The sequence below is a fragment of the Dietzia psychralcaliphila genome, assembly GCF_003096095.1.
Classification (GTDB): Bacteria; Actinomycetota; Actinomycetes; order Mycobacteriales; family Mycobacteriaceae; genus Dietzia; species Dietzia psychralcaliphila.
Genome location: NZ_CP015453.1, coordinates 2,697,992 through 2,710,982 on the forward strand (window position 1 = coordinate 2,697,992; position 12,991 = coordinate 2,710,982).

Sequence of the window (12,991 nt, forward strand, 5' to 3'; positions counted from 1 at the left end):
CTTGTCCGATTCCCACCGTCCGATTCCCACCGACCCGTACCTCGCCCGATGCCCGAGGAGGGGCCCCCACCAGCGCGCCCCGCCGTCGACAATGGTCGCCGTGTCGAAGCGCGATGTTAGGGCAGTGCACGTCCTGACGGGGACGCCAACCGGTGGGGCTGCAGCGCCCGCGACTGATCAGCAGAGTCGGACGAATGGAAGGACCGGGCGTGACGGAACAGAACGAGATCCGGGGTGTCGCCTCCGGCGTGGAGCCACTCGACCAACGTCGGGTGTCGATCGTCTGTCGCACGACCCGGGTGGATCTGAGCCTGCCGGCCCATCTCGAACTCGTCGCGGTGATCCCCGAGATCGTGGACCTGGTCCGCGACCAGATCCGGGTGGCCGCCGGGCCCGCCTCGGGCGTGGACGTGGACGCCCGGATGGGCGGTGAGGCGGGCGGCTCATGGCAGTTGTCACGGTTGGCGGGCGGACCGCTGGCCGTGTCCGAGACCCTCGCCCAACAGCGCGTCCACGACGGGGAGATCCTCGTCCTGGACCACCGGCCCGTGCCCACTCCCGCGCCGTTGTTCGACGATGTGTTGCAGGGTCTCACCGAACCGGACGTGGCACGTTCCCCTGACTGGAGTCGCCGCGACGCGGTCGGCACCGCCATAGCGACGACCGCGGTGGCAGCGGTGGCAGCGGCCACAGCACTTGTGGGGCAGTGGTGGGCCGGTGGCGGGATCCTGCCCCCTGTCGTCGCGGCCCTGCTCGCCGTTCTCGGACTCGCGGCGGTCCTCGCTCTTCGCGGAACCTCCGCCCCCGGCGCCGCACACGCCGTGGCGGGGGCGTCCATGGTCGGGTTCACCGTGCTCGCAGCGGGAACGATCGGTTCCGACCCCATCGGAGCGGGCAACCTCGTCGGTGGCCTCACCGCAGGCGCCGTCCTCGCCGGCGTGCTGCGGTGCACTGTGTTCCGGCCGGGCCCCCCTCGGTCGTACGGTCCCGCAGCAGGTTATCTGGCCCTGACCCTGGTACTGGCGGTGGGCGCGATCGCCGCGGTGGTGGTCGCTTCCACCGCCACCCCGGTGCACGCCGCCGGGGCCGGAGCCCTCCTCGCTGGGCTGCTTTTGCTCACCGCAGCGCCCGGCATCGCGGTCTCGGCGGCCCGCATCCCGATCCCTCCGGTGCCGGCGCCGGGTGAGGACGTCGAGGCCGGAGATCTCGACGACGTCGATCACGACGTTCGCGCGCGGGATCCCGAATCCCCTCGATCACACGGACCGCTGCCCACTCCGGCGGTACTCCGGCACCGCTTCCTCACCTCGCGCTCGTGGCTCACCGGGTTACTCTCCGCCAGTGGCACGATCTGCACGGCCGGGTCACTGCTGTCGCTGAGCGGTGGCCCCGGCCCCGCCAGGTGGGCCGCCCCCCTGGCGTTGGTACTGATCGTGGTGTTGGTCCTGCGCGGACTCGGGTACGCCGATCGGGTCCACACCACGGTGCTGCTCGTGTCGGCACTGACGTTGACGGCTGGTGTGCTGATCGGTGCGGCCGTCACCCAACCCTCGCCGGTCGGGATCGTGGTCCCTGCCGCCGCGGCCGTTGCCGCGGCCGTCGTCCTGGCGGCGACGGCGCTGCCCCACGTCGAGCTCTCCCCCGCCGCGCTGCGCGCTGTGGGGACGATCGAGGTGGTCGGGATCTGTGTGATCATCCCGCTCGCGGTGGGCGCCATGGACGTCTACTCGCTCGTCCGTCAGCGATGAGGTCAAAGCGATGAGGTCAGCCCGACTGGTCTCCCTCGTCACCACCGGGATGATCCTGGCCGCGCAGACCGTCGGCGGTCCATCGGCTGTCGCGCTCGAGAGGCCCTCCATCGACGGCCCCGTCCCGGACGCCGGTCCGATCGATCCCCGATCGGCCGAACCCGGCGGGCTTCGACTCGACGGCCCCTGTCGCACCACCGCCGCGATACTCGATCCGTCCGCCCCACCCGTCTACACCACGGCCGCCGATCTGAGCGCGGCGTGGATTCACGGACGGGGTGAGGGCCAGGTGGTGGCCGTCATCGATACCGGGGTCAACCCCGGCCCCCGCCTGCCTCGTGTCCGTGGAGTCGGCGACGTGGTCCCAGGCAGGGACGGCACCGAGGACTGCGACGCACACGGCACGCTGGTGGCCGGGGTGCTCGCGGCGAGCGAGGACGAGACGGGCCACTCCGGGATCGCCCCGGGAGTCGAGATCATCTCCATCCGCCAGTCGAGCAGCGTCCTGAGGTCCACCGACGTTCGGCCCGACGACCCCCTGGGGGGATCGGGCGTCGGCACCCTGTCCTCCCTGGCGAGGGCGATCCGTACAGCGGTCGATGCGGGTGCCGGGGTGATCAACATCTCGGAGGTCGCCTGCGTACCCGCCGGCACTCTGCTGGCAGATGACACGCTCGGCGGTGCGATCCGGTACGCCGCGGTCGACCACGACGTCGTGCTGGTGGCGGCCGCGGGCAACGTCGGTCAGACGTGCGGGGACCAGAACCCCGGAATCCCCGACCCCGCCGCCCCGGGAGGAGACGGGTGGGACGACGTCCTCACCGTGGCGGTGCCCGCCTGGTACGAGGATCACGTCCTGGCCGTGGGCGGCGTCGGTCCGGACGGTTCTCCCGCGGACTTCTCACTCCGCGGCCCGTGGGTGGACGTCGCCGCCCCTGCCGTGGGTCTGCGCTCGGTCGGTGCCGACGGCGCGGGGGTGTCGGACCTGGTGGTGGACGGTGACGGTTCGCGTACCGCCATCAGCGGGACGAGCTTCGCCGCACCTTTCGTCGCCGGCACCGCCGCGCTGGTCCGGCAGGCGTACCCGGGACTCACGGCCCGACAGGTGATCGCGCGCATCGAGAACACCGCGATCCCTGCGGCCGGCGGGCACGACTTCGCGGTGGGACACGGAGTGGTGGACCCGGTCGCCGCGGTCACCGGGGTCCGCCGTTCCGGTCGCCCCGGGCCCGCGACCACGACCATTGCCGCGCCCACCCCGGACCCGGGCCCGGCCGGCGCGGGTACAGGCGCGGTAGTCGCGGCCGGTTCACTCACGGTGGGGGTGCTCGTCCTCGTCGTCGCCGCCCTTGTTCGCCCCCGCGCCCACCGTCACTGACGAGGTCCGCCCGCGGGCCGTCGCCCGGATTCGTCACCGCGGCGTCACGACATTTCTGCGGTCATCCCACCGGGGCCCTGTCCCCGTCGGCAACGGGCTGGAGGTCGGAACCGTCCCGGCTGACGAGAGCGGAGTCGCGGTCCAACCGGGGTCCGGCGGGCAGCCGGTCGATGATCGCTCCGTCGACCGGGACGGGGGTCCCACCGACTCCCAGGACAGCGGCGGTCTCCGGGTCGGGAACGTCGAACCGCACCCCGGTGTCCGTGACGATCGTCGTGACCGCACCGCGGGTGGACGTGCCACGCCCGACCGCCGCAACCAGCAGTCCACCACCCGGTATGCCGACGGCGTCGACCGCCGGCCCGCCCCCGTCCGCGCCGGCCAGCGGTCGCGCCTCCGCAGCCGGCGGGGCCGGGGCACCGGCGACCACGGTCACACGCCGGGCCATGGTGCCCTCCCTCGCCGAGTCGCGGACGCACAGCACCGGGGAGTCACCGGTCGAGAGCACGGACGGGCGGTCGGCGGGGAAGGCGTCGACATCCAGCGCCATCGACCGCGGTACACCCATCCGGTCCGGATCGACGGACACGACCGCACCCACGGTGGAGGTGGAACGGATGACATCGGCCACGACCGGGCCGACCTCCTGGACGCCGTCTGCCAGCGCGACGTAGGTCCCCGTACCCGATGCGGTGTCGACGGTGAAGATCTGCCCGATCCGGAGTGAGTCGAGACCGTAGTCGACCGGCCGCCCCGCCATCTCGATCTCCGGCCGCACCACCGGATCGACCTCCGGCAGCGGGTCGATCAACGCCGCCGTGACCGGCCGCGGTGCGACACCACCCAGTCCGAGGATCGCCAGCAGGTCCCCGTCTGACAGATCGATCCTCGAGCGGGTGCCGTCCCTCAGCAACCACCCCCTACCGTCCTGGTCGGCTAGGACGACCTCGTCACCAGCGGTGTCGCGCCCCGGCCCCGCCGCCCCCTCCCGGGCGACCACACTGGTCGAGATGATCCGAGGGCGACCACGATCAGCGTCGGCCACCTCGTCGCACACCGTCCACGACACGGCCGCGGCTCCGCCTGCGTCACGGTGCGCCGGCAATGCGGATGGCGCACCGGGGATCCCGAGCAGACCACCGCGGCGGGTCCCGGCGATATCCGAGTCCCGCACGGTGGTCGGTTCGGCGGGCTGACCGGTCACCAGACGAGCGGAAGCGAGATTGAACACCGGATGGACGGTGTCCCCGGCGCGGACGTACATCTGACCGGAGTCGCGGCCCACCATGAGCACGGCGCGATCGACGTCCGGCGTCGGATCGAGCAGGGCCAGGACCGCGGCCCCGGCACAACCGAGGACCGCGGCGACCGCGCCCACCATGAGCCCCGTCGACTGGCGTCTGAGGGGGTCGTGGAGCATCCGGACGTCACGGGCGACCACCGCGTGCCGGGCCCGGCGGGACAGGAAGCGGTGCCCGTCGACCTGTGCCTTCGTCGTCGGCTTCAGCGGCACGGAAGGGCCCCTTCCCACGGATGTGACGCCCCGCGGCGGGGAGTTCCGGGGGTAGGGTACGCCACGATCCCGGCCCGGTGGCCGGTCTTCCCCGGGCGTCCTCGCACGCTCTCGACCAGGCCAGGAGGACGGGTGATGACGGTCCCTCACACCCTCCTCGCATACTCGGCCGTACTCGTCTCCTCGGTGGTACTCGCGGTGATCTGCCCGCAGCACTGGCAGCCGTGGGTGCAGTTCACCGCCGCCTCTCTCGTCGCCTGCGCGGTCACCGTGCGTCACCGGGGCCGGCCGCTGCTGTCACGCGGCCCACATCCGCGCCGGACGGAGGTGGACGTCGTGGACCTCGTCTCACCCGAACTCTCGCTGGTCGGCTGCGTCGAGGGCCACCGGGTGGTGACCACCGGGGTCGAGCTCTCCGCCGGCGCCCTCATCACCACCGAGGTCGGCCGAGACGACCCGGCGGACTTCCGTGGCGTACGGCTCCCGCTGAGCGCGGTGGCTCGGCAGCTCGACCAGGGCGGGGTGCTACTCGAGGGGATCGACGTGGTGGTGCACGGTCGACGCGCGGCGCCGGGCCCCGACGGCGAGGTGTACGGCTCGCTCGTGGGTCCGCTCGCCCTGATCTCACACCGGCGCGTCCACCTGCTCCTCCGGTTCGACCTGGCCGACCTCGCGCTGACCTCGACGGACGGCACCGGTGTGGGTGGCGCTGTTGAGGGAGGCGCTACTGAGGGCGGCGCTGAGGCTGGCTCGCTACAGCAGGTCATCGCGGTGGCCACCGAGCGGCTCCGTCGCTCCCTCGTCCATCACGGGGTGCCGTGCCGGGTCCTTGACGCCGCCGAGCTCGCCGAGCGCTACCTCGAGGCCGAGGCGGACCCGAGGGCCGGAGTGGGGTTGGTGGTCCGCCCCGGGTCGGACCCTCGGGAGCTCGTGGACGGCCTCACCGCGGTCCGAAGCTCGGACATCACCGAGGTGGTCCGCCTGCGCCGGGTCAAAGGTCGCCGCGACGTGGTCGACGCGGTCTCGACCGTGGGGCTCGCGGGGGTCTCCGTGGAATCGCTCCCCTCGTCCGCCTCCTCGTGTCATCCGTTGCCGTCAGCACGTGTCCTGCCCGTGCCCGGTGAATCCCTCCCCGTCGCGGTCGCCGGCTCCGTGGTCCGCCGCCGTCTCGATCAGCTCGACGCCCTCGCCCCTCCCGCCCACGGATGCGGTCAGATCCTCGGGGCGACCCGAACGGGGAACGCGGCCGCGGTCCAGTTGGCCGGCCCCCACCTGCGGTCCGTGCTCCTCGCCGCCGGCCCGGCCGTCTGCCGCCAGGTGGCCTTCCGCGCGGTCGCCGCCGGGTACCGGGTGGCAGTGGTTACCGACGTTCCGGACCGCTGGCGCGCACTGCGGGCAATCGCTGACGAGAGCCGGTACCGGATAGTCGACCCCGACGCCTCGGATGCCGGAGCCCCGGTCGACGCCGTGTTCTGGGATGTCGACGGCCCCCTCAGCGAGGGCCGCATCGACGCGTTCGCCGGGCCCGGCGGCCCGGACGTCACACCGCCGACCGTGATCCGGGTGGACGCCGACTGGGATGTCCCCAGGCCCGGGCGCGCGACGGCAGAGAATCCGCACGACCTCGTCCTGGACGGAAGGATCGCGGGCTGGATCTCGGTCGAACCGCGCACGGGACCCACCCGACGGGTGACCGTGGTGACAGGTCCCGGCGAGGACGCGTTCGTGGGCCGGATCCCGGACCCGGCCGACCTCACACCCGCAGGTGTTGCACCTTCCGCCAGCCCGGATCGTCGGTGACCGTCAGGGTCACCTCGCCCTGCTCCCAGCCGGATGCCGCCACGCGCAGTTGCTCGTGCGCGGGGGTCGCGGAGTCCACGTAGAAGTGCAGGAGCCGGCGGCCGTTGCAGCTCTCGGCGCCCACGCACTCCCCCGTGCCCTCCAGGCGGTCGACCAGGTGATCCTCAAAATCCCGCAGGCCGGGCAGGGAGGCGGACCCCGGCAGACCGCCGTCCTCAACATCCGTATAGGGGACGTGCACGGCGACGTGACGGTCGAACTCCGGGGCCGACAGGGCGACAAGCGGAACGCGCACGACGGCCACCATCGGGCCCCGGGAGGTGTCGCCGTGCAGGATCTGCCAGGCCGGCTCCCCGGCCTCGTCCGTGTTGTCCCGTTCGATCTCCCGCAGGATCCCGGGCAGCGCGTCGAGTGACACCGCGTCGTCCCCCGGGGCCGTGGCGTTGGAGCGGATCATGCCCACCCACGTCTCCACCGCGGCCTCCCCGCACATGGCGTCGAGCAACAGGCAGGCGGCGATCCCCGCATCGGATCCCTTGAGTCCGGCGAACCCGGGGTGGTGCACGGTCACGTCGGCCCGGGAGAGGCCGCAGTCCACCACCACCTCCGCCTCGTCGAATCCCAGACGTCGGTCGCGGAAGTGCATGGCGCACCCGGAGACCGGGTCACGCAGGTCCGCGTACGACCAGTCGGCGTCGGCGGGCGGGGCCTGGGCGAGCCACCGGCGGGCCGCACCGCGGAGCTCGGGCACCCCGGCCGCGGTGACGGTCAGGCGGTGCGGTGCGCCCTCCGGCCCGGGGACGAACTCCCACGACAACCCGGGGTCGATCGCCTCGATGAGCGAGGTGATCTCCGGGACCACGCGGCGGGCGTCACCCGACTCGAGCGCGGCGGTCGTCCGGCGGCACCCGCCCTCGGTCCACCACCGCCAGAAGGTGGTGACGGCGCGGTCCGAGCGCAGCCTGGCGGTCTCGATGCGGACACCGGACAGGTCCATCGATCTGGAGAGTTGCCGGGGTCGCGCCGCGCCGATCGCCATCTGTTCTCCCTCCGCCCGTCACGGTCCGTCTGGCATGTCTGACTCCAGTATCCGGATAAGCCGCCTCTCGTGCCCGGAACCGCTCACCCCGACCGGGCCCCCGGGCCGGTCCTCTCCCCCGGCAACGGGTGCGCATCGGCGTCCACACTGGAAGAGTCTCGGGCATGACCAACCCCCACGGTTCCCCCGACGCCCCGACCGGCCCGCGCGTCCTCGTCATCGGCGCCACCGGGTACGTCGGCGCCCGTCTCGTCCCCCGACTGCTCGCCGACGGCGCCGACGTCTCGGTCCTGGCGCGCACTCCCGCGCGGCTCGACGACGTGCCGTGGCGGGACCAGGTCACCGTCCACGAGGGCGGGCTGGGCGACGAGGCCGCGCTGGCGGCCGCGCTCGCCGGCGTCGACGTGGCCTGCCACCTCGTCCACTCGATGGGCCACTCCACGGACTTCGAGAAGGAGGAGCGCGAGACCACCGAGGCGTTCGTCCGCGCCGTCGAGGCCGCCGGGGTGGGCCGCATCGTGCACCTGTCCGGGCTGCATCCTAAGGACGAGACCGACCTGTCGACCCACCTGCGCTCGCGCGTGGAGGTGGGGCGGATCATGCTGGCCTCCTCCGTGCCCGCGCTGGTGATCCAGGCCGGGGTGGTGATCGGTTCCGGTTCCGCCTCCTTCGAGATGATCCGGCACCTGACCACTCGGCTCCCGGGGATGGTCACCCCGAAGTGGGTCAGCAACCGGATCCAGCCGATCGCCGTACGGGACGTGGTCCACTACCTCGCGGCCGCCACCACGGTTCCGCTCGACGGTGAACTGGCGAACGGTCGCATCATCGATGTGGGCGCGCCGGACGTGTTGACCTACGGGCAGATGATGCAGATCTACGCCGAGGAGGCCGGGCTGCACCGCCGGCTCATGGTCCCGGTCCCCGTGCTCACGCCCAAGCTGTCCTCGCTGTGGATGGGACTGGTCACCCCGCTCGAACCCGCCCTGGCCCGGCCGCTGGTGGAATCGCTGCGCTGCGAGGCGATCGTCCTGGTCGACGACGCCGACGAGGTGCTCGGCCCCCCGCCCGGAGGTCGCACGAGCTACCGGGAGGCCCTCCGCGAGGCCCTGCGCGTGCCGCACGGCCCCTCCCGTCCCGCCCTGTGGGCCGCCGCCGACCCGCTCGGCGACCCGGCGCGGCTCCTACCCAGCGACGCCGACTGGGCCGGGGCCCGTCCGCCCGCCGTGTGGCACGCCCGCACTAGGTGATGAACGTGAGCTGCGATGAACGCGGGCAGAATCGATCCCATGCCTGAGCCTGCGCCCGGCACTCTGTTCGGCCGATACCGGCACGCCTTCCGCACCGGCGAGATGGAGACCGCGCCGGTGCCTCCGACGCGCCGGCGCCTCGTCGTCGTCGTCATCACCCTGATCCTGGGAACGACGGTCAGCGCCTGGGCGCTGCGCATCCCGGCCGGCGACTCGATGTTCTATCCGGCCACGGCCCTGCTCGCGGCAATCTGGTTGGTGGGGGCGTTCGCCTCCGGCCCGATCCGGGTGGGGTGCGAGCCGTACCGACCGGGCCGGCCGATCCTGTCCTCGATCCTCGCCGCCTCGGCACTGGCCGTGGTGTTCTGCGTGGGCGCGGTCGTGGTGGCGCGGATCGAACCGCTCCGCGAGCCGGTGTCCGCCCTGCTCGCCCACGCCACGGTGGGCAACCTGGCGCTGGTGGCCCTGCTCACCGCCGTCAACGGCGCCGCCGAGGAGTGCTTCCACCGCGGGGCGGTCTACTCGGCCACCTCGCGGATCCACCCGATCCTGGTGACCACCGTGATCTACGGCGTGGTCACCGCCGCTGCCGGGATCCCCCTGCTGGTGGTCGCGGCCGTCGTGCTGGGACTGGTCACGGCGGTACAGCGGCGGTGCACCGGCGGGGTTCTGGGCCCGATCATCACCCACGTCGTGTGGTCGATGGTCATGCTGTTCGCACTCTCCCCGATCTTCGACGCCGCGAGCGGCTAGCCCCCGCAGCAGCCCTCCCCGGCGGTCCCCGCCCGCTCGGTCCCCGGGCCCGGCCGCACCTCACGGGTGGTGAGGTTCCGGGCCGCCAGGTCCTCCTCCGCCGGGTAGTCCACCCCGACCAGCGAGAGGCCGCACGCCGGGGCCACGGGGACCGACGACGACCGCTGCGTCTCGAGCAGCAGCCCGTCGATCCACTCCTGCCCGCGCCGGCCCTCACCCACGGCCATCACCGCGCCCACGAGGCTGCGCACCATGGACCAGCAGAACGCGTCGGCGCTCACCGACGCCGTCCACACCTCGGCCGCCCCGGGCGCGTCCGGACCGCGCGGATCCGGCTCGGCGCGCCAGTCGAAGCGCTGGAGCTCGCGGATCGTGGTGGCCCCCTCCCGACGACGACAGAACGCCGCGAAATCGTGCAGGCCCAGCAGCCGCGAGGAGGCCTCCCGCACCGCGTCCAGGTCCGCCCGGCGCGTCCAGGACGCGGTGTCGCGGGCGCGGGTCGGCTCGGGCCCCCACGGCGCGGTGGTGAGCCGGTACTCGTAGTGGCGCCGCAGCGCGGAGAAGCGGGCGTCGAACTCCCCGGGCACCCACCGGGCGTCCATCACGGCGATGTCGGCGGGCAGGAGCCTGGCGAGCCGGCGCACGAGCGCCTCGGGACGCCCGTCGAACGACCGCTGGTCCAGCCACGCCGGGTCCACGTCGAGGTGGCAGACCTGGGCCCGGGCGTGGACCCCGGCGTCGGTGCGCCCGGCCACGGTCAGGGCCACAGGGTTCCGGAAGACCGTGCCGAGCTGCTCCTCCAGGACGCCGCACACCGTACGCAGGCCGGGCTGGCGGGCCCATCCGGAGAAATCGGTTCCGTCATAGGCCACGTCGAGGCGGATCCGGCGGGTGGGTGTGTCGGCCGCGTGCTCCGACGGGGTGATCATGACCGTCGACGCTAGCCCACCCGCCCCGGCCGTGGCAGGCTCGGGTCATGCCCCGCCCCACGAGCAGGTCCGAACTCCTCGAGGCCGCCGCCAGCGAGTACGAGCGGCTGCACCTCGCCCTCGGCCGGTTCGAGCCCACCGTGCTGGCCGACCTCGCATGGGAGGCGGACATCGAGGACACCTCCCGGCACCCGCGCGACGTCCTCACGCACATCCACGCCTGGCAGCTCCTCGCCCTGGGGTGGGCGGAGGCCGGTGAGGCCGGCGGCACCCCCCAGGTCCCCGGTGAGGGCCGCACCTGGCGCGAGACCCCGGAGATCAACGCCGAGATCCGCGAGCGCTACCTGGACACGCCCTACGCCGAGGCCGTCGACCTCCTCGCGGGGAGCCACGCCCGGTGCCTCGACACGATCGAGGCGCACACGGACGACCAACTCTTCACCCGCGGCCGCTACGCCTGGACCAAGAGCACCACCCTCGGCGCCTACTTCGTCTCGGCCACCTCGAGCCACTACGTGTGGGGGCAGAACACCCTCCGCCGGATCCAGCGCGCGCTCCCCTCGCCGTGACCACCCACCCCGACGTCCTGGGGTGGTTGCGGGCGGTCGACCCGTCGACGGCCTACCTCGTGGCGCGGGACCTCGAGAACCGTGACGACCCGGTCCTCCGGGCCGGGATCGCCGACTCCGGCGTGGGGGCGGCGCTACTCGCGGCGCGCCGCCCGGACGGGCACTGGGGATCCGGCTTCTATGGGCCGAACTGGACCAGCACTCATTACACGCTCCTCGAACTCGCGTGGTTGGGCCTGGACCCTCGGGAACCCCGTGCGGCCTCGTCCGTACGGGTGGTCCTGGACTCCCCGCGTTGTGACGACGGCGGGCTGGGTGCCGGAGGACCGGCCTCCAGGAGCGACGTGTGCATCAACGGCATGGCGCTCACCTACGGCAGCCACTTCGGCGCGGAGACCTCCGTGCTGGTCGGCGTGCTCGACATGGTGTTGACCGAACGGATGGCGGACGGCGGTGTCAACTGCCGGAGCACACGCTCGGGCGCCACCCACTCGTCGGTGCACACCACCACGAGCGTGATCGAGGGGTTCACCGCCTACCTCGCGGCCGGCCACGAGCATCGCGCCGCCGAGGTGGCCGAGGCGCGCTCGGCGGCCGTCGAGTTCCTCCTGGTGCACCGACTGTTCCGCAGCCACCGCACCGGCGAGGTGATCCGCCCGGAGTTCACCCGGCTCCACCATCCGGCGCGATGGCGTTTCGACGTCCTGCGCGGCCTCGACGCCGTCACCCACGCCGGGGTCGTAGAAGACGACAGACTCTCCGACGGACTCGACGTGCTCAGACGGCGACGCCGGGCGGACGGTCGCTGGTGCGGCGCCCGCGGCTACCCCGGGCAGACCCATGTCGGCTACCCGGGCCCGCGCGAGCCGAACCCGTGGATCACCCTCGCCGCCCTGAGGATCCTGCGGCGAACCGGGGTGGACTGACACACGTCGGCCGGGGCTCGTCCAGGATGGGTACATGAGCACCCGTCGCCTCGCCGTCCTCGTCACCGCACTCGCCGCCACGGTCGCGGGGTGCTCCCAGGGCGGCGAGGACGCTCCGACGCCCGGGCAGCAGCCCGGGACCGCGCAGTCCGACACCGCTCCGGCTGACATCGTGCCATCCGACACCGCCCCGTCCTACGCGCGCTACGTGGCCCTCGGCGACTCCTTCGCCGCCCTCGGCCCGACGACCGCCCCCACGAGCGGGCCGGCCCAGTGCCTCCGATCCACTCGCAACTACGCGGCGGTGCTCGCCGAAGGGGGCGATGTGGGCGAGTTGGTCGACGTCACCTGTGGCGGAGCCCGGACGGTCGACATGATCTCGCCACAGATCGCCGGAACCCCGCCCCAGTTCGACGCCCTGACCGGTGACACCGACCTGGTGACGCTCTCCATCGGCGGCAACGACATCGGTTTCGGCGCCATGGTGGGCTGCATCTTCCAGACCCCGCGGGCGTCGGAGGGCGCACCGTGCCGCGATCGCCTGGAGAGATCGGTGACCGACGGGCTCAACGGGCTCCCCGATCGACTGGACGACGTCTATGCCGGGATCCGTGACCGCTCCCCCGACGCGCGGATCGTGACCACCGCGTACCTGCCGCTCGTCCCCGATCACGGGGGATGCGAGTTCGTCTCCGGGATGAGTCCGGGCGACGTCACCTGGACACGACACGTGACCGAGCGGATCAACATGATCGTCTCGGATGCCGCCGAACGCGCGGGCGCGGACGTCGTCCAGCCCGCGGACGCCGCCGAACGCCACGCCTGCGCTCCGGCCGCCGAGCGCTACACCGACTTCACCGGCGTGGACACGGGCTCGCACCCGATGCACCCGACGGCGGCGGGGCACCGGGCGATGGCGGAGGCCGTGGGCGCGGTTCTCTGACGGGCGGATCCCCGGGAATCGTCACCGCGCGCGCCCGCCACTCTCCCAGCCTGCCCGCCGGCTGGGACGACGAAAGGGCCCCACCTACCGCGTGATGCGGTAGATGGGGCCCTTCACACCGGATCCGTGACGGATCGGGCCTG

Annotated in this window: 11 protein-coding genes; 8 read left to right on the top strand and 3 right to left on the bottom strand. The window is 73.0% G+C overall.

What is annotated here, in order from left to right; genetic code table 11:
- The first annotated feature begins 209 nt into the window (after nucleotides 1–209).
- The gene (gene eccD, locus A6048_RS12370) at nucleotides 210–1,748 is read left to right on the top strand and encodes a type VII secretion integral membrane protein EccD (RefSeq protein ID WP_107746334.1); all 1,539 of its coding nucleotides are present in this window, start codon (nucleotides 210–212) and stop codon (nucleotides 1,746–1,748) included.
- A 10-nt stretch (nucleotides 1,749–1,758) separates the two neighbouring features.
- On the top strand, nucleotides 1,759–3,126 hold the full coding sequence (mycP, locus tag A6048_RS12375; RefSeq protein ID WP_107746331.1) for a type VII secretion-associated serine protease mycosin: 1,368 nt from the start codon (nucleotides 1,759–1,761) through the stop codon (nucleotides 3,124–3,126).
- Nucleotides 3,127–3,187: 61 nt separating this feature from the next.
- Here the strand turns inward: mycP and eccB are convergent, their stop codons facing one another.
- On the bottom strand, nucleotides 3,188–4,639 hold the full coding sequence (gene eccB, locus A6048_RS12380; RefSeq protein WP_107746329.1) for a type VII secretion protein EccB: 1,452 nt from the start codon (nucleotides 4,637–4,639) through the stop codon (nucleotides 3,188–3,190).
- 135 nt (nucleotides 4,640–4,774) lie between these two features.
- Between eccB and A6048_RS12385 the strand changes: the two genes are divergently transcribed.
- Nucleotides 4,775–6,439, top strand: coding sequence for a hypothetical protein (locus A6048_RS12385; RefSeq protein ID WP_107746327.1), 1,665 nt, complete (start codon nucleotides 4,775–4,777; stop codon nucleotides 6,437–6,439).
- On the opposite strand, the gene A6048_RS12390 is transcribed toward A6048_RS12385, so the two are convergent.
- On the bottom strand, nucleotides 6,393–7,478 hold the full coding sequence (locus A6048_RS12390; RefSeq protein WP_107746325.1) for a DUF695 domain-containing protein: 1,086 nt from the start codon (nucleotides 7,476–7,478) through the stop codon (nucleotides 6,393–6,395). The two genes, A6048_RS12385 and A6048_RS12390, sit on opposite strands and share 47 nt — an antisense overlap.
- A gap of 164 nt (nucleotides 7,479–7,642) precedes the next feature.
- Between A6048_RS12390 and A6048_RS12395 the strand changes: the two genes are divergently transcribed.
- Nucleotides 7,643–8,728 (top strand): NAD(P)H-binding protein, encoded by a 1,086-nt coding sequence (locus A6048_RS12395; RefSeq protein WP_107746323.1) that lies wholly within the window; start codon nucleotides 7,643–7,645, stop codon nucleotides 8,726–8,728.
- 39 nt (nucleotides 8,729–8,767) lie between these two features.
- The gene (locus A6048_RS12400) at nucleotides 8,768–9,481 is read left to right on the top strand and encodes a CPBP family glutamic-type intramembrane protease (protein ID WP_244911007.1); all 714 of its coding nucleotides are present in this window, start codon (nucleotides 8,768–8,770) and stop codon (nucleotides 9,479–9,481) included.
- On the opposite strand, the gene truA is transcribed toward A6048_RS12400, so the two are convergent.
- Entirely contained in the window at nucleotides 9,478–10,410 is a 933-nt protein-coding gene (truA, locus tag A6048_RS12405; protein ID WP_107746319.1) for a tRNA pseudouridine(38-40) synthase TruA, read from the bottom strand. The genes A6048_RS12400 and truA overlap by 4 nt on opposite strands.
- Before the next feature lie 47 nt (nucleotides 10,411–10,457).
- On the opposite strand from truA, the gene A6048_RS12410 reads away from it, so the two are divergent.
- The 3 genes from A6048_RS12410 to A6048_RS12420 are packed head-to-tail and all read left to right on the top strand — an operon-like array spanning nucleotide 10,458 to nucleotide 12,848.
- Nucleotides 10,458–10,979 carry a ClbS/DfsB family four-helix bundle protein gene (locus A6048_RS12410; RefSeq protein ID WP_107746317.1) on the top strand — a complete coding sequence of 174 codons (522 nt, stop codon included), beginning with the start codon at nucleotides 10,458–10,460 and terminating at the stop codon, nucleotides 10,977–10,979.
- Nucleotides 10,976–11,905: a hypothetical protein gene (locus tag A6048_RS12415; RefSeq protein WP_107746315.1), complete on the top strand. Its 930-nt coding sequence runs from the start codon at nucleotides 10,976–10,978 to the stop codon at nucleotides 11,903–11,905. The genes A6048_RS12410 and A6048_RS12415 overlap by 4 nt, the downstream gene beginning before the upstream one ends.
- A gap of 34 nt (nucleotides 11,906–11,939) precedes the next feature.
- On the top strand, nucleotides 11,940–12,848 hold the full coding sequence (locus A6048_RS12420; RefSeq protein ID WP_107746314.1) for an SGNH/GDSL hydrolase family protein: 909 nt from the start codon (nucleotides 11,940–11,942) through the stop codon (nucleotides 12,846–12,848).
- Nucleotides 12,849–12,991: the final 143 nt, after the last annotated feature.

Excerpts from the sequence above, each read along its gene's own strand:
- mycP (WP_107746331.1), top strand. The coding sequence starts at position 1,759 with ATGAGGTCAGCCCGACTGGTCTCCCTCGTCACCACCGGGATGATCCTG.
- A6048_RS12385 (WP_107746327.1), top strand. The coding sequence starts at position 4,775 with ATGACGGTCCCTCACACCCTCCTCGCATACTCGGCCGTACTCGTCTCC.
- A6048_RS12390 (WP_107746325.1), bottom strand. The coding sequence starts at position 7,478 with ATGGCGATCGGCGCGGCGCGACCCCGGCAACTCTCCAGATCGATGGAC.
- A6048_RS12395 (WP_107746323.1), top strand. The coding sequence starts at position 7,643 with ATGACCAACCCCCACGGTTCCCCCGACGCCCCGACCGGCCCGCGCGTC.
- A6048_RS12400 (WP_244911007.1), top strand. The coding sequence starts at position 8,768 with ATGCCTGAGCCTGCGCCCGGCACTCTGTTCGGCCGATACCGGCACGCC.
- truA (WP_107746319.1), bottom strand. The coding sequence starts at position 10,410 with ATGATCACCCCGTCGGAGCACGCGGCCGACACACCCACCCGCCGGATC.
- A6048_RS12410 (WP_107746317.1), top strand. The coding sequence starts at position 10,458 with ATGCCCCGCCCCACGAGCAGGTCCGAACTCCTCGAGGCCGCCGCCAGC.
- A6048_RS12420 (WP_107746314.1), top strand. The coding sequence starts at position 11,940 with ATGAGCACCCGTCGCCTCGCCGTCCTCGTCACCGCACTCGCCGCCACG.